Raw genomic sequence first — 16,707 nt, 5'->3', positions numbered from 1 at the left:
CTTTTGTCAGATCGTTCTTTAAAAATTCGGATATGTGATAGAAATAGACTGAACACTACTTTCACTGGTAGTGGATCAGGCTAAGGTAAAATTTGTGATGTGCTCTTAACTGAGCAGCATGCGAATTTTCGGCGAATGTCGTCTTCACAGTATAACCAGATTGCTTGGGGTTATATGGTCAAGTGAAGAAGCGCATACGGTGGATGCCTTGGCAGTCAGAGGCGATGAAAGACGTGGTAGCCTGCGATAAGCTTTGGGGAGTCGGCAAACAGACTGTGATCCAGAGATCTCTGAATGGGGGAACCCACTCAGCATAAGCTGAGTATCTTGTACTGAATACATAGGTGCAAGAGGCGAACCAGGGGAACTGAAACATCTAAGTACCCTGAGGAAAAGAAATCAACCGAGATTCCCTTAGTAGTGGCGAGCGAACGGGGACCAGCCCTTAAGTTGGTTTGAGATTAGTGGAACGCTCTGGAAAGTGCGGCCATAGTGGGTGATAGCCCCGTACACGAAAATCTCTTATCAATGAAATCGAGTAGGACGGAGCACGAGAAACTTTGTCTGAATATGGGGGGACCATCCTCCAAGGCTAAATACTACTGACTGACCGATAGTGAACTAGTACCGTGAGGGAAAGGCGAAAAGAACCCCGGAGAGGGGAGTGAAATAGATCCTGAAACCGTATGCGTACAAGCAGTGGGAGCCTACTTTGTTAGGTGACTGCGTACCTTTTGTATAATGGGTCAGCGACTTATATTCAGTGGCGAGCTTAACCGAATAGGGGAGGCGTAGCGAAAGCGAGTCTTAATAGGGCGTTTAGTCGCTGGGTATAGACCCGAAACCGGGCGATCTATCCATGGGCAGGTTGAAGGTTAGGTAACACTGACTGGAGGACCGAACCGACTACCGTTGAAAAGTTAGCGGATGACCTGTGGATCGGAGTGAAAGGCTAATCAAGCTCGGAGATAGCTGGTTCTCCTCGAAAGCTATTTAGGTAGCGCCTCATGTATCACTGTAGGGGGTAGAGCACTGTTTCGGCTAGGGGGTCATCCCGACTTACCAAACCGATGCAAACTCCGAATACCTACAAGTGCCGAGCATGGGAGACACACGGCGGGTGCTAACGTCCGTCGTGAAAAGGGAAACAACCCAGACCGTCAGCTAAGGTCCCAAAGTCATGGTTAAGTGGGAAACGATGTGGGAAGGCTTAGACAGCTAGGAGGTTGGCTTAGAAGCAGCCACCCTTTAAAGAAAGCGTAATAGCTCACTAGTCGAGTCGGCCTGCGCGGAAGATGTAACGGGGCTCAAACCATGCACCGAAGCTACGGGTATCACCTTTTGGTGATGCGGTAGAGGAGCGTTCTGTAAGCCTGTGAAGGTGAGTTGAGAAGCTTGCTGGAGGTATCAGAAGTGCGAATGCTGACATGAGTAACGACAATGGGAGTGAAAAACTCCCACGCCGAAAGACCAAGGTTTCCTGCGCAACGTTAATCGACGCAGGGTTAGTCGGTCCCTAAGGCGAGGCTGAAAAGCGTAGTCGATGGAAAACAGGTTAATATTCCTGTACTTGCAGTTATTGCGATGGAGGGACGGAGAAGGCTAGGCCAGCTTGGCGTTGGTTGTCCAAGTTTAAGGTGGTAGGCTGAAATCTTAGGCAAATCCGGGATTTCAAGGCCGAGAGCTGATGACGAGTTGCCTTTAGGCGACGAAGTGGTTGATGCCATGCTTCCAAGAAAAGCTCCTAAGCTTCAGATAACTGGGAACCGTACCCCAAACCGACACAGGTGGTTAGGTAGAGAATACCAAGGCGCTTGAGAGAACTCGGGTGAAGGAACTAGGCAAAATGGCACCGTAACTTCGGGAGAAGGTGCGCCGGCGAGGGTTAAGGACTTGCTCCGTAAGCCCATGCCGGTCGAAGATACCAGGCCGCTGCGACTGTTTATTAAAAACACAGCACTCTGCAAACACGAAAGTGGACGTATAGGGTGTGACGCCTGCCCGGTGCCGGAAGGTTAATTGATGGGGTTAGCGCAAGCGAAGCTCTTGATCGAAGCCCCGGTAAACGGCGGCCGTAACTATAACGGTCCTAAGGTAGCGAAATTCCTTGTCGGGTAAGTTCCGACCTGCACGAATGGCGTAACGATGGCGGCGCTGTCTCCACCCGAGACTCAGTGAAATTGAAATCGCTGTGAAGATGCAGTGTATCCGCGGCTAGACGGAAAGACCCCGTGAACCTTTACTATAGCTTTGCACTGGACTTTGAATTTGCTTGTGTAGGATAGGTGGGAGGCTTTGAAGTGGGGACGCCAGTTCTCATGGAGCCATCCTTGAAATACCACCCTGGCAACTTTGAGGTTCTAACTCAGGTCCGTTATCCGGATCGAGGACAGTGTATGGTGGGTAGTTTGACTGGGGCGGTCTCCTCCCAAAGAGTAACGGAGGAGTACGAAGGTGCGCTCAGACCGGTCGGAAATCGGTCGTAGAGTATAAAGGCAAAAGCGCGCTTGACTGCGAGACAAACACGTCGAGCAGGTACGAAAGTAGGTCTTAGTGATCCGGTGGTTCTGTATGGAAGGGCCATCGCTCAACGGATAAAAGGTACTCCGGGGATAACAGGCTGATACCGCCCAAGAGTTCATATCGACGGCGGTGTTTGGCACCTCGATGTCGGCTCATCACATCCTGGGGCTGAAGCCGGTCCCAAGGGNATGGCTGTTCGCCATTTAAAGTGGTACGCGAGCTGGGTTTAGAACGTCGTGAGACAGTTCGGTCCCTATCTGCCGTGGACGTTTGAGATTTGAGAGGGGCTGCTCCTAGTACGAGAGGACCGGAGTGGACGAACCTCTGGTGTTCCGGTTGTCACGCCAGTGGCATTGCCGGGTAGCTATGTTCGGAAGAGATAACCGCTGAAAGCATCTAAGCGGGAAACTTGCCTCAAGATGAGATCTCACTGGGATCTAGAATCCCCTAAAGGGCCGTCGAAGACTACGACGTTGATAGGTTGGGTGTGTAAGCGCTGTGAGGCGTTGAGCTAACCAATACTAATTGCCCGTGAGGCTTGACCATATAACACCCAAGCAATTTGCTCCTGCAGATTGCGGTGGTGAAGACGCACGAACCGAAAGTTCGAATGTACATCACAACATCACATATCCGAATTCGCTAGGCTGTCCATCTGGACGTTCTGGCAACAGAATTTCTTGACGACCATAGAGCATTGGAACCACCTGATCCCATCCCGAACTCAGTAGTGAAACGATGCATCGCCGATGGTAGTGTGGGGTCTCCCCATGTGAGAGTAGGTCATCGTCAAGATTCATTTCGCAAAACCCCTATCTGCGCGAGCAGGTAGGGGTTTTGTCTTTAAGTAGAAGCCATAGAAATTCGCGGGCACGTCTTCAGGACGGGCCGGCACACAGAATTTCTTGACGACCATAGAGCATTGGAACCACCTGATCCCATCCCGAACTCAGTAGTGAAACGATGCATCGCCGATGGTAGTGTGGGGTCTCCCCATGTGAGAGTAGGTCATCGTCAAGATTCAAACCCAAAGCCCCTGTCTGCATCGCAGACAGGGGCTTTGTCTTTTCGGGTCAGAATTGATAGCTGACCGTTGCGCTGACGTTGCGCTCTTCACCCATGTAGCAATAGTTCAGGCTGGCACATGAGGTGACGTAGCTCTCATTGGTGAGGTTGTTGGCGTTCAGGCGCACATCCACCCCCGTCAGGCCAACCTTGCCCAGGTCGTATCCGATCGAGGCATCAAACAGCGTGTAGGAGGGCACCTTCATGCTGTTTTCCGCATCCACCCAGCTGTACCCTACATAACGCACCCCACCGCCCAGTCGCAGGCCGTCCAGCGGCCCCTGGCGGAAGTTGTAGTCGGCCCACAGCGAAAACATCTGCTTGGGTGCCTGGGTGGGCGAATTACCCTTGTTGTCCAGGTTTGCTGCCACCAAGCTCGGCATCGTCTTGGCATACTCGATGTCGGTAAAGGTGTAGCCGCCCAACAGCTTGAGGTTGTCGGTCAGCTGAACATGCGCCTCCAGCTCCAGGCCTTGTGAGCGTACTTCACCCACCGGGCGGTAGAAGTCTTCGTTCGGCTGCTTGGAGGCCAGGTTCTCCTGCTCGATACGGAACACCGACGCGGTAAACAGGTTGTCACTGCCGGGCGGCTGGTACTTGATACCCGCTTCCCACTGAGTGCCCTCGGTCGGTGCCAACGGCCGGCCTTCCTGGTCGGACACGGTATTGGGGTTGAACGACTCCGAGTAGCTGACATAGGGTGCCAAGCCGTTCTCGAACAAGTACAGCACGCCCGCTCGGGTGGTGAACTTGGAGCGCTGATCGTTGACCTTGGTGTTGCTGTCGCGATTCTCCTCGGAGACCTTCACCCAGTCCTGGCGCAAGCCCAGCGAGAAGCGCCATTGGTCCAGCTCAACCAGGTCCTGCAGGTACACACCCGTTTGCTGCAGGCGGCGCTGATAGCGGTTTTCACCAAGTACCTGGAGGTTGCCATTGCCATATTGAGGGTTGCCGGCATCCAGCGGGTCGACCGTGCCGTAACGCCATTCCACGTCGGCCTTGCGGCGCTGGTAGTCGGTGCCAAGCAGCAAGGTGTGCTTGGCCGCGCCGGTGAAGAACTCCGCCTGCAGCATGTTATCGATGATGTACGAATGCAGGCGCTCGTCGCCCCCGGTGTAGGCGCGGTTGAGGATGTTGCTGTCGGCGTCGGCCCAACCGGCCGAATACACCTGGTCCATCGTTACGTCAGAATCCTGGTAGCGGAAGTTCTGCCGGGCGGTGAAGACGTCGTTGAAACGGTGCTCGAACTGGTAGCTGAACGACTGCTGGGTACGCTCGTAGTTGTCGACCCCAGGCTCACCTTCAAAGAAGTGGTCTGACAGGCGCAGCCCGTTGCGCTTGTGCAGCATGCCGTCAGCCGGGTTACCCCCGTGGTAGCCAACATTGGGGTCGTGCTGCAGGTATGCCTGCAGCGTCAGCGAGGTGTCTTCGGTGAAGTCGATGCTGATAGCCGGTGCGATGGCGTAGCGTTCTTCCTTGTTATGGTCGAACTGAGTATCAGAGCTGTCCGCCAAGCCTGTCAGGCGATAGGCAATACGCTTGTCGTCATCGACCGGGCCGCTGAAGTCGAAGCCCATGCCACGCTGGCCTTGGGTACCGACGGTGGCCTGCACCTGATGGAAGGGCGTAAACAGGGGCTTCTTGGTGGTCAGTGCCACCAGGCCCCCTGGCGAGCTGCGGCCATAGAGTACCGAAGAGGGCCCTTTGAGGATGTCGATGCGCTCCAGAAAGTAAGGGTCCACTTGCATGGTGCTGTAGGTGCCGTTGTCACCCATGGACTTCAGGCCGTCAACGTAGATGTTGTCGACCGAACCGTCGTTGAAACCGCGCATGGCCACATAGTCGTAGCGGTGGGTGGCGCCATAGGGGTTGGTCAGCACCCCAGGCGTATAGCGCATGGCCTGGGCGACGGTCTGCGAGCCCTGGTCATCTATCTGCTGGCGAGTCACCACCGAGACCGACTGTGAGGTTTCCACCAGGGGCATGCTGGTCTTGGTCGCCACCTGGCTGTGGGTGGCGTTGTAGCCATCCATGCTGCCCAAGGCATTGCCCAGGGAGAAGCTGCGGATATCGGTGTCTGGCAGCGACAGTGCGGCGTTGTCTGGCTGGGCCCGCAGCACATAGCTGTGCCCACCCTGGCTTACGGCCTCCAGGCCGCTGCCATTGAGCAATTGGCGCAGCGCCTGATCGGCCGAGTACTGCCCTTGCAAGCCACGGGATTGCAGCCCATTGGTCAATTGCGGTGTGCTGGAGAGGGTGATCCCCGCCTGACGGGCAAACTGGTTGAGCACATCGTTCAGTTCGCCGGGCGCAATCGCATACTGCTGGCTGACCTGCGCGGCTTCAGCGGCCAAGGCTTGAAGGGGCAGGGCGCTGATACCCAGTGCGGTACCGAACAGGGCTGCCCGAACGGCCTTGCGCAGGCTGGCTGAATTCAAGACAGGTCGAAAATCATTCTCGTTAGTGCGGTGTGTAGAGGTAGAGACAATGGGCATGAAAGCGTCCGTTGAAAGGTTGAGGGCAGAAGGCGTTGCTTACTGTCCTAGCCGGATCGATGCCCAAAACCCGCCAAAAATATCCCCGCAGGGGTGAAGTCAGGCCATGTGCTCGACGCGGATCCACCAACGTGTGCGTTGGCGAAGCCTGACCGGGAGCGTTTTTGGCAGCAGTTGCAGCAGTTGCTCCGGGTCGTCCAGGCGGAACACACCGGACAGGCGCAGATCGGCAATGTCATCGCTGCAAGCCAGGTAGCCATGGCGATAGCGGCTCACTTGCGCGAGAAAATCGTGCAAGCGCATGTCGCGGGTCACGATCAGCCCTTCGCTCCAGGCCATGGGGTCCATATCCACGCGATCCAGGCGTTGTGCACCGCTGGCATCCAGGCGCCAGTGCTGGCTGCTGTCGATCCATTGCACCTGGCCATTCCCCGGCCGGTGTATCGCCACCTTTCCCTGGCTGACGCTGACGCGGGTGCAGGCGATATCCTGGCGTACCACAAAGCGAGCATTGAAACCTTCGAGCAAGGCCTCTTGCGTCTGTACCAACAGGGGGCGCGTCTGATCCTGCGCTTCGCTGCAGGTGAGCATCAGCTCCCCTTGCTTGAGGTGAACCAAACGCTGCTGCTGGTCGAAGGCCAGGTCCACCGCACTGCGCGTGTTCAGTTGCATCAATGAGCCATCGGGCAGGTGCAATCGCCGCCGTTCGCCAGTAGCAGTGGCGTAGTCCGAAGCCCAGGCGCTGACGCTATCGAGGTCTCTGGCCAGCCAGGTGGCGGAGCCCACCAGGGCGACGCCGCCAAGCAACTTGAGCGCCTGGCGCCGGTGCAGGCGCCGCTGGCTGGTTTCCAGGGTGTGCAAGGCAACCCCAGCGCCGGGGATGGTGCGCAGGTCAAGGTCCTGGTGCAGGTGTATCACCCGTTGCCAGGCCAGTTCGTGCTCATGCCGCGCGCTACGCCACTGCTCGCATTGCTGCAGCAGGGCAGGGCTGCTACCGCTCTCTCGCAGCCTGAGCAGCCACTGAATGGCTTGCTTGACCGCTTTGGCCGACGGCGCGACTACTGTCATCGCTCGTCTTCAAAGCGCAGCAGGTAGCAATGGTAAAGCGCATCGGCGATATAGCGCTCGACGGTGCGTACGGATATGCCCATCTGCTCGGCGATGGCCTGGTGTTTCAGCCCATCGCACTGGGCCAGCAGAAAGGCGCGGCGCACCTTTGGCTTGAGCCCTTCGAGCATGCGCGCGATACGCTCCAGCAGCTCCAGTAGCACTTCGCGGGTCTCGGCCGAGGGGGCCTGTGTTTCCGGCAAGTGAGCCAGGGCTTCGAGGTAGGCCCGGTGCAGTTCTTCACGGCGCCAGTGATCGATCACCAGCCCACGTGCCACGGTCCGCAGAAACGCCCTTGGCGTGTTCAGCTGTACTTGCTCGCGACGCTGCAACAGCCGCACGAAGGTGTCCTGGGCCAGGTCCGCGGCATCGGCGGCATTGCCCAGCTTGCTGCGCAGCCAGGCATGCAACCAACCGTGGTGGTCACTGTAGAGCGTTTGCACGGAGTCATTGGAAGGCATGGAGGAGGGCGCTGGCTTCAATGGACATGAATGATAATTAGTCTCATTGTTTGCGGTGCCGGGCTAATTTGCAACCGTCTCATGCCGGCCTGTTATCGTGCCAACTGCGAATCCAGGTAAGCCCTGATCACGTGCGCGCCGGAGTTCAAGTGCTTCTCCAGCACGGCGATGGCTTCATCCACCAGTTTGTCGCTGGCCGCATCCACCAGCGCGTTGTGATCGTCCTGGGTGAGTTTCCCCAACCCCATGGAGGAAAGATGAAAGCGCAGAAAACGCTCTTCTTCGTTCAGTTCGTTCTCGATCAGGCGCAACAGCTTCTTGTTTGACGCCTTGCTGTACAGCGTCATGTGGAACAGGCGGTTGAGGCGGCCGAGTTCGGCGTGGCGGGTCTCATGCTCCAGTTGCAGGATGTAGCCGCGGGCACGGGCGATGTCGTCGGCATCAAGCAGCGGAATGGATTGGCGCAGCGCCTCGCTTTCGAGCAGAACACGCAGGGCATAGGTGTCCACCGCGTCCTCGCCGATCAACGGCGCAACCACAGCGCCCTTGTGCATCTCCACGTTCAGCAGCGATTGCGCTTCAAGTTGGCGCAAGGCCTCGCGCACAGGCATGCGGCTGACCCCGAACAAGGTCGCCAGCTCTTGCTGACGCACAGCGGTGCCTGGCGGTAGTCGCCCATCAAGAATGGCGCTGCGCAGGCGCTCTTCGATAACAGCACGTGCCAGGTGTGGGGGTAGCTGTTCGCTAGCCAGCACGTTGCTCAGTTTAATTTTCTCGGCCACGCGGAGTCTGCCTCGACCATAACGAAAGTTGGATCCAATGACACTAGTAACAGGCAAGGGGGCTTGTCAAACCGTCAGCCGCATTGGAGCGGGTGACCCAAGGCCGCGGCTATGGTGTATGAAGTCGCTTGGCAAAGGAAGCGGCACATACAACGAGATAGCCATAAAGTTAGTATGGCCCATCCCCAGGTTGCGTGATTGCAGGATGCCATTGTCTTTTGCACAGCGAGGCCGCACCATCGCTGCTTTCGACTGGTCTGAACAGGTCTTCGCAGTGGCGATATCCTGGATGTTCAAAACCGCTGTGCGACGTGTCGGCCTTGCCGCGCTGCTGGGTAGCTTGCTACTGGGCGGTTTGCACGCGGATTGGGATTTTTCCCAGATCAGTCGCAAGTCGCAGGCCCTGTATGGCCCGCTTGGCGCAGGCCAGGGGCGTATCGACGCCTGGCAGAACCTGATGGCCACGCAGAAGCAGGCCACCGAGCTGGAGCGGCTGCAGGTGGTCAACCGCTTCTTCAACCAGCAACTGCGCTACGTCGAAGATATCGATCTGTGGCATGAGGTCGATTATTGGGCCACGCCGGTCCAGGCACTGATCAAGGGGGCAGGTGATTGCGAGGACTACGCTATTGCCAAGTATTTCAGCCTACGGCGCATGGGCATCCCCAGCGAAAAGCTGCGTATCACCTACGTCAAGGCGTTGCGGCAAAACCGAGCGCACATGGTGCTGACCTACTATTCAAACCCACAGGCTCAACCGTTGGTGCTCGACAGCCTGATGGATGCCATCAAGCCGGCGAGCCAGCGTCCCGACCTGCTGCCGGTGTATGCCTTCAATGGTGAGGGGCTGTGGCTGACAGGCGCCGCCGGCAACAAGAAGGTAGGCGATACCAAGCGGCTGTCACGCTGGCAGGATTTGCTGAAGAAAATGCAGGCCGAAGGGTTCCCGGCCGAGCCGGTTTACTGAAGGAGCACAGATGTCACTGTTCAAACAATTGCTGTTGGCCATTTGCCTGTTCCTGGTGGTCGCCTTCAGCGGCAGCTTCATGGTCAGCCTGGAGAGCTCGCGCAGCCAGTACGTCAACCAGCTGCGTTCGCACGCCCAGGACGCAGCCACTGCCCTGGCGCTGTCGCTGACACCCAACATCGACGACCCGGCGATGGTCGAACTGATGGTCAGCTCGATCTTCGACAGTGGCTACTATGCGAGCATCAAGGTCGTCGACCTGGGTTCCAATGCCGTGTTGGTGGAGCGCCATGCCGAGCCTGACCGAGGGGGTGTGCCGGCCTGGTTCGTCCACCTCATTGGCCTTGAAGCGGCCGGTGGTGATGCCATTGTCAGCCGCGGATGGCAGCAGGCCGCCCGGGTGGAGGTGATCAGCCACCCGATGTTCGCCATCGCCAAGCTCTGGCAGAGCGCCTTGGGCAGCCTGGGCTGGTTGCTGCTGTGTGGTGCTGCCAGTGCGGTGCTCGGTGCGTTGTTGCTGCGCCGCCAGTTGCGGCCACTGGACTACATGGTCGAGCAATCCCATGCCATCGCCCGGCGCGAATTCCTCAGCCTGCCAGACCTGCCGCGCACACCCGAGCTGCGCCGTGTGGTGCAGGCGATGAACCAGATGGTCGAGAAGCTCAAGGCGCTGTTCACCGAGCAGGCCGAGCGCAGTGAGCGGTTGCGCGCCGAGTCCTACCAGGACAGCCTCACCGGGCTGTCCAACCGCCGCTATTTCGAGATGCAGCTCAACACCCGCGTCAGCAACATGGAGGAAGCCCGGGCCGGTTACTTGCTGTTGCTGCGGGTGCAGGGGCTGGCAGGCCTCAACGCGCGCCTGGGCGGGCAGCGTACCGACCAGCTGTTGCAGGCGGTGGGCGAGCAACTGCGCCGTACCTGTGCTAGCTACCCAGAAACCAAAGACCTGATTTCGCGCAGCCGTGGGGGCGAGTTCGCCGTGCTGGCGCCGGGTATGGTGCACGAGGAGGCTGTACAGCTTGCCCAGGCGTTGGAGGCCACCCTGCAGAGCCTGCACGAGACTGGCGCCAGTGATGTCAGCCCGGTCGCGTGCATCGGCCTCGCGCCCTTCAGCCCCGGCGATGCGCCACAGGCATTGCTGAAACTTGCCGACGAAGCCCTGGCCCTTGCCGAAAACCAGCCGGCACCCGGCTGGGTCTGTCTCGAACAGGGTGCAGCTGCGGTAGCGGGCGATAGCCATCATGCCTGGCATGAGCGGCTCGACCAGGCATTCGCCAATGGGCGTTTCGAGCTTTTTTTCCAGCCGGTGGTGGACTGCGAAACAGCGCAACGGGTGTTGCACCACAAAGTCATCTCGCGCTTGCACGATGAGCAAGGCGAGGCACTGCCCGCCGGGCGCTTCCTGCCTTGGCTGGAGCGCTTCGGCTGGATGCCGCGTCTGGATGTGCTGGTGCTGGAAAAGGTGCTCGCTGACCTGCGCAGCCATGATCAGATGCTGGCGCTGAACCTGTCCGCGGCAACCTTGGCCGACCCCAAGGCGCTGCAACGCGTCTACGAGCTGCTAAGCCAGCATGCGGCGCTGGGCCCGCGGTTGACGTTCGAGATCGGCGAAGAGCAGCTGCCCGACCAGTCTGCCCTCGAGCAACTGACCCGACGCCTGCACGCGCTTGGCTTCGGGCTGGCGCTGCAGCGCTTCGGCGGCCGTTTCAGCATGATTGGCAACCTGGCACACCTGGGCCTGGCGTACCTGAAAATCGATGGCAGCTATATCCGCAACATCGACCATGAGCAGCACAAGCGCCTGTTCATCGAAGCGATCCAACGCGCCGCACACAGTATCGACCTGCCGTTGATTGCCGAGCGGGTCGAGACGGAAGGCGAGCGGTTGGTGCTGCGGGAGATGGGCGTGGGTGGTATTCAGGGGCAGCTGGTGGGTGAACCTGCCCCCTGGCGCTGATACTTCCCCGTGTAGTCGCGGAGCGGCCCCAGGTTCTGTGGCGCAGCAAAAATCGCCGGGGCCGCTTTGCGACCCTTTCCGACCGGTCCGGCGCCCCCGGCAAGGCCGCTCCTACACACACACAGCCGTGCGTGGCGTTAACGCTCGCGCAGGGCTTCCGAGCGGGCCTTCATGATCGGCTTGAGCAGGTAGCTCATGATGGTCTTCTTGCCGGTCATGATATCCACCGTCGCCACCATCCCGGGAATGATCAGTAATGGCTTCTCGTCAGTGCCCAGGTGGCTGCGATCGGTGCGCAGCTTGATCAGGTAATACGTGGTCTTTTTGTCTTCATCGGTGATGGTGTCGGCACCGATCTGCTCCAGCTTGGCCTTCAGGCCACCGTAAATGGTGTAGTCATAGGCGGTGAACTTGACCGTCGCTTCCTGCCCTGGATGCAGGAAGGCGATGTCCTTGGGCAGGATCTTCGCTTCGATGACCAGGGTGTCGTCCAGCGGCACGACCTCGACGATGTCGCTACCCGGCTGGATCACTCCACCGATGGTGTTGACCAGCAGCTGTTTGACGATACCGCGCACAGGTGAGGTGACCATGGTGCGGTGAACCCGGTCGTCCAGCGCCTTGCTGGTGGCCGTGGCCTTGCTGAGCTCGGTGCGTGCCTCATTGAGCTGGGTCAGCGCTTCGCTGCGGAATTTGCCACGGGTTTCTTCGATCTTGCTCTGTACTTCCCGAATGGCCGCCTCGGCACGCGGGATGGCCAGCGCGGTGGAATCCATCTGGCCACGGTTTTCCACTTCGGCACGGCGCAGGCGCAGCACTTCGACCTGGGAGATTGCGCCCTGGGCTACCAAGGGCTCGGACATCGCAATCTCCTGGCGCAGCAGTTGCAGGCTGTTGGCGTACTGCGCGCGCTTGGAGGTGTATTCGCGCAGCTCCTGCTGGCGCTGTACCAGCTGCTGCTGCAGGCCACCGATCTCGTCCTGCAGTTGCTGGCGCCGGCTCTGGTAAAGCGATTGCTCGTTGGCTGCCTGGTTGGGCGCGGCCTTGCTCAGGGCCTCATCGATTTGCAGCGGACGGTCTTCGACCTCGGCACTCAGGCGTTCGACGCGCAGCGCCATGGCCAAGCGGTCGGCCTCGGTTTCGCCGACGTTGGAGGCGAAGCGGGTTTCGTCCAGGCGCAGCAGGGGCTGGCCGATTTCGACGATCTGCCCTTCCTTGGCGTAGATTTCGGCGACGATGCCGCCCTCGAGGTTCTGGATCTTCTGCACCTTGGAGGACGGAATGGCCTTGCCTTCGCCGCGCGTGACTTCATCGATCGGCGCCACACTGGCCCAGACGATCAGGAATACGAAAAACGCGATCACACCCCAGATGGTCAGGCGCACCACCCGCGGTGCATCCTCGATCAGCGCCTTGTTGACCTCGGGCAGCGGCTGCCCGCCGAGCGAATCGGAGCCCTTGAAGTAGCGCCGCAGGCCATCCTTGAACTGCCCCATATCGAGCTTATGCAACACTGATCTGCCCCTTCTTCAGCGCATCCATGACCGCGGCTTTCGGGCCGTCGGCGACAATCTGCCCGCGATCGATGACGATCAGCCGGTCCACCAGCGACAGCAACGAGGCGCGGTGGGTCACCAGCAGCACCGTCTTGTTCTCGATCACCGCCTGCAGGCGTTGCTTGAGGCGCTCTTCACCGGTGTTGTCCATGGCGCTGGTCGGCTCGTCGAGCAGCAGGATCTGCGGGTTGAGCAGCAATGCACGGCCCAGGGCAACGTTCTGCCGCTGGCCGCCGGAGAGGTTCTGGCCACGCTCGCCCACTTGCAGCTCATAACCGTCGGGGTGCAGCCGGGCAAACTCATGAACACCTGCAAGTTCTGCGGCCTGCAGGATCATTTCGTCTTCGATGTAACGTGCGCCGCTGACCAGGTTGTCGCGCAGGGTGCCGGCCATCAGCTGGATGTCCTGCGGCACATAGCCGATGTTGTGGCGCAGTTCGCTGACGTCGATCTGGCGGATATCCACGCCATCGACCAGCAGTGACCCGCCGTCGGCTTCATAGAGGCCCACGACCAGCTTGGCCAGGGAGCTCTTGCCCGAGCCGCTGCGGCCAATGATGCCGACCTTTTCGCCGGGGCGGATGGTCAGGTTGATGTTCTTCAGGGCCAGGTTCTGCTGGTTCGGGTAGGTGAACTCGACCCCGCGGAACTCAATGCTGCCCTGCAGTACCCGGCGGCTCAGCGGCCGCTCCTCGAAGTTGCGCTCCTGCGGCAAGTCCATCATGTGGTCGGTGGCGACCATGGTTACCTTGGCCTGCTGGTAGCGGGCCAGCAAGCCGTTGAGCTGGCCCAGCGGGCCGAGGGCGCGGCCGCTGAGCATGTAACAGGCGACCAGGCCGCCCATGCTCAGGTTGCCGTCGATGATCAGGTAGACACCCACGCAGATCATCGCCACGCCTGCCAGCTGCTGGATCAGCATGGTGATGTTCATCGCCAGGCTCGACAGCACCTTCACGCGCAGCTCCAACCGGCTGAGGGTGCCGAGGGTCTGCTCCCACATGTACTGGCGCTCGCTTTCGGCGTTGTTGACCTTGACGGCGTCCAGGCCAGCCAGGGTCTCGATCAGGCTGGACTGGCGCTCCGAGGCCAGGGCCATGGTCCGCTCCATGGTCGCCATCAGCGGCCGCTGCAAGGCATAACCGATGCCCAGGGCCAGCGGGAAGGCGATGATTGGGATCCACACCAGGTGCCCGCCAATGATGGCGATGACGATCAGGATCAGGAGGGTGAACGGCAGGTCGATCAGGCTGGTCAGGGTCAAGGAGGCGAGGAAGTCGCGCAAGCCCTGGAACTCATGGATGTTCTGGGCAAAGCTGCCGACCCGCGCCGGGCGGTACTTCATCGACATGCCGACGATACGCTCGAACAAGGTCGCCGAAATGATCAAGTCGGTCTTTTTGCCGGCAAGGTCCAGGCAGAGGCCGCGCAAGCCCTTGAGGATAAGGTCGAAGACGTAGGCGCCGGCGATGCCGACGGCCAGCACCCAGAGGGTCGAGGTTGCCTGGTTGGGCACCACCCGGTCATACACGTTCATGACGAACAGCGGCGCGGCCAGGGCGATCAGGTTGATTACCAGGCTGGCGGCGATGGCATCGATGTACAGCCATTTGCTGCGCAGCAGGGTGTCGCGGAACCAGGATTTCGCGCGCGGGATGAGGTTGCCGTGGTTGACGTCGAACTTGTGCTGCGGCTGGGCGAAGAACACGCGCCCGCTGTAGTCACTGAGCAGCGCTTCGCGGCTGACATGCACCTCGCCACCATCGCTCTCGCTAAGCAGCAGGCGCGCGGTGTCTTCGTTTTCCCAGCCCAGCAGCACGGCGCTGCGGCCTTCCTTGAGCAACAGCATGGCCGGCATGGCGATACTGGGGATCTGCTCCAGCTTGCGCTGAAGCAGCCGCCCCTGCAGCCCTGCCCGGGCCGCGGCACGGGGCAGCAGCTCGGGGCTCAGGCGCTGGGCAGGCAGCGGCAGGCCGGTGGTCAGCATGACCCGGCTGGCGGGTTTCTGATGCAGGACACACAGGCTCAGCAGGCTATCCAGCAAGGGATCGTCATGCTGACTGCGTGGATCGTGGCTGAGTTGGACTCGACTGACTTCGGATTCCACGCGGCGCTCTCTTCATCCTTGCGGTGGGTGGGGCAGGGTGTGCCTCAGTTCAGGCCTGACAGGCTCACCCTCGGTTTCAGATCGTTCTGCACAACGGTGGCCATCGGGGCTACGACACCCTGATTCTTGAGCAGTGGCCAATGGTCGCCTTGATTCGATACTGAGTAAACAATTGTATGTTCTTCACCGCTACCAGACGACGCTGGCTTAGTGAAGGTTATAGCTTGGACTCCAGGTCAGCCTTGTCGCTGACGCCAGTGTAAAGGTTGAAGTTCATTCGCAGCATAGCCTGCCATTCGTTGTTATGGCCTGCGGGCTATCAAGGGTGGTCTGCATGGCTTCGGGCAAGGATTGTGCTTGTGAATAGGTGGCGGCTAGGGTGATGGGAAGAACGGTAAACAGTGAAGCACGCATTTTTGGCGAGTTCTCGAAAGCGCTGTTGTCCTGAATCACGGTTCAAGCTTTTCAGGGCCAGGAAAATGGCGCCAGAACTGACCGATGGGCGGGCTTCCGACCGGCCCTGGATTAGTACTAAAGGAAGGGGTGGCAAAGGTGCAAATATCAATGTGACATTACATTGCCGATTGTTTAGGATGGCGAGTATAAGGTCAATAGTTTGGCAGATAGTTAATTCCAAACAGTTATAGACGTAATTTTGACGTCAAATCCTCATCATATTAATCGACACAGATCCGCCTGAAGTGGCTTACAACAGCGCCGCTCTGGCAGGGAAGTACCCTAACCGGGTCACACGGAGAGTCCAATGAGCAGCGTTGTAGCCATCGTCAAAAGCATTGTCGGCCAGGTTATTGCGGTATCCCCAGAGGGCATCCGGCGTGTACTCATCGAAGGTGATCGCCTGTTGGCGGGTGAGGAAGTACTCACCGGCCCGGGCGGCGCGGTAACGCTCGAGCTGGCCGATGGTCGCCTGCTCGACCTGGGCCGTGACAGCCAGTGGAGCGCGGATGCGCCCTACAGCAGCACCGACCTGGGCCAGGCCACTGCGCAGGCTGCACCGTCGGTCGAAGAGCTGCAGCAGGCAATCGCTGCGGGTGTCGACCCGACTACCGAGCTTGAAGCCACGGCAGCAGGCCCGGCAGCGGCGGGCGGTGGTGGCGCGCTGGGGGGTGGCCACAGCTTTGTCATGCTTGAGGAGACAGCGGGCAGGGTCGACACGAGCATCGGTTTCCCTACCGGCCCATTAGGCTTTGCCGCGGCGCTGGAGTCTGAAGACGTTGGCGCGCTGGACACCAACAACAGCAATCAGCAGGTCATACCGCCCACCACGCCGACCGATGTCTCCACCGCGCTTGTCCTCAACGCCACCCCTTCCATCTCCGAAGCGGGTGGCGTAATCGTTTATACCGCGACAGTTGGCCAGGCGCCGACGTCCAACCTGGTCGTGACCCTGTCCAACGGAGCGGTGATCGTCATTCCGGCAGGGCAGACCAGCGGTAGCGTCAATGTCACCATCCCGGCGAATGACACGCCGTATATCGACGGCGGGCAGATCTCGACGACCGTGACGGGTGCCACCGGGGGGAACGGTCTGATAGTGACCCTGCCGCAAACGCCGGCGGTTACGCAGATTACCGATACTATCGACACCACCACTGCGACCCTGACCGCCAACCCTTCGGTGACCGAAGGTGGCGTGATCACTTACACCGTGACCCTGAGCAACCCTGCC

Annotated in this window: 9 protein-coding genes, 3 rRNA genes and 1 pseudogene; 6 read left to right on the top strand and 7 right to left on the bottom strand. The window is 59.6% G+C overall.

The features are described from left to right. Positions 1-176: 176 nt before the first annotated feature. The 3 genes from PC358_RS26600 to rrf (PC358_RS26590) all read left to right on the top strand — a co-directional run bounded on the left by PC358_RS26600 (position 177) and on the right by rrf (PC358_RS26590) (position 3,543). Positions 177-3,069, top strand: a 23S ribosomal RNA gene (locus tag PC358_RS26600). A 133-nt stretch (positions 3,070-3,202) separates the two neighbouring features. Further along, positions 3,203-3,318: ribosomal RNA gene (gene rrf, locus PC358_RS26595) — 5S ribosomal RNA — on the top strand. 109 nt (positions 3,319-3,427) lie between these two features. Further along, a 5S ribosomal RNA gene (gene rrf / locus PC358_RS26590) occupies positions 3,428-3,543 on the top strand. Between the two features lie 53 nt (positions 3,544-3,596). On the opposite strand, the gene PC358_RS26585 is transcribed toward rrf (PC358_RS26590), so the two are convergent. The 4 genes from PC358_RS26585 to PC358_RS26570 all read right to left on the bottom strand — a co-directional run bounded on the left by PC358_RS26585 (position 3,597) and on the right by PC358_RS26570 (position 8,433). Further along, a complete protein-coding gene (locus PC358_RS26585) occupies positions 3,597-6,011 on the bottom strand; it encodes a TonB-dependent siderophore receptor (protein WP_033703544.1) in 2,415 nt (804 codons plus the stop codon). Positions 6,012-6,182: 171 nt separating this feature from the next. Beyond that, complete coding sequence (locus PC358_RS26580) at positions 6,183-7,151, bottom strand: FecR domain-containing protein (RefSeq protein ID WP_033703541.1); 969 nt, start codon at positions 7,149-7,151, stop codon at positions 6,183-6,185. After that, the gene (locus tag PC358_RS26575) at positions 7,148-7,651 is read right to left on the bottom strand and encodes a sigma-70 family RNA polymerase sigma factor (protein ID WP_033703538.1); all 504 of its coding nucleotides are present in this window, start codon (positions 7,649-7,651) and stop codon (positions 7,148-7,150) included. The genes PC358_RS26580 and PC358_RS26575 overlap by 4 nt, the downstream gene beginning before the upstream one ends. A gap of 92 nt (positions 7,652-7,743) precedes the next feature. After that, the gene (locus tag PC358_RS26570) at positions 7,744-8,433 is read right to left on the bottom strand and encodes a GntR family transcriptional regulator (RefSeq protein WP_033703537.1); all 690 of its coding nucleotides are present in this window, start codon (positions 8,431-8,433) and stop codon (positions 7,744-7,746) included. A 205-nt stretch (positions 8,434-8,638) separates the two neighbouring features. Here PC358_RS26570 and lapG point away from each other — a divergent pair, with 205 nt between their 5' ends. Together lapG and lapD are read left to right on the top strand one after the other, a co-directional pair. Next, positions 8,639-9,400 (top strand): cysteine protease LapG, encoded by a 762-nt coding sequence (lapG, locus tag PC358_RS26565; protein ID WP_156311542.1) that lies wholly within the window; start codon positions 8,639-8,641, stop codon positions 9,398-9,400. Positions 9,401-9,410: 10 nt separating this feature from the next. Then, a complete protein-coding gene (lapD, locus tag PC358_RS26560; protein ID WP_033703535.1) occupies positions 9,411-11,357 on the top strand; it encodes a cyclic di-GMP receptor LapD in 1,947 nt (648 codons plus the stop codon). A gap of 137 nt (positions 11,358-11,494) precedes the next feature. Here the strand turns inward: lapD and PC358_RS26555 are convergent, their stop codons facing one another. From PC358_RS26555 to PC358_RS28560, 3 genes and pseudogenes are all read right to left on the bottom strand, one after another. Then, positions 11,495-12,853, bottom strand: a complete 1,359-nt coding sequence (locus PC358_RS26555; RefSeq protein WP_156311540.1) for an HlyD family type I secretion periplasmic adaptor subunit — start codon at positions 12,851-12,853, stop codon at positions 11,495-11,497. Between the two features lie 7 nt (positions 12,854-12,860). Further along, a complete protein-coding gene (locus PC358_RS26550) occupies positions 12,861-15,017 on the bottom strand; it encodes a type I secretion system permease/ATPase (protein ID WP_033703532.1) in 2,157 nt (718 codons plus the stop codon). Positions 15,018-15,061: 44 nt separating this feature from the next. Continuing rightward, positions 15,062-15,225: pseudogene (locus tag PC358_RS28560) on the bottom strand (TolC family outer membrane protein); the annotation flags it as partial. 555 nt (positions 15,226-15,780) lie between these two features. Between PC358_RS28560 and PC358_RS26545 the strand changes: the two are divergent. After that, the coding region (locus PC358_RS26545; RefSeq protein WP_033703530.1) for a retention module-containing protein at positions 15,781-16,707 on the top strand (927 nt) is incomplete at its 3' end.

The organism is Pseudomonas capeferrum, assembly GCF_000731675.1.
GTDB lineage: Bacteria > Pseudomonadota > Gammaproteobacteria > Pseudomonadales > Pseudomonadaceae > Aquipseudomonas > Aquipseudomonas capeferrum.
Note: the sequence above shows the minus strand (reverse complement) of the source record. Positions and strands in the feature narration are given on the sequence as shown.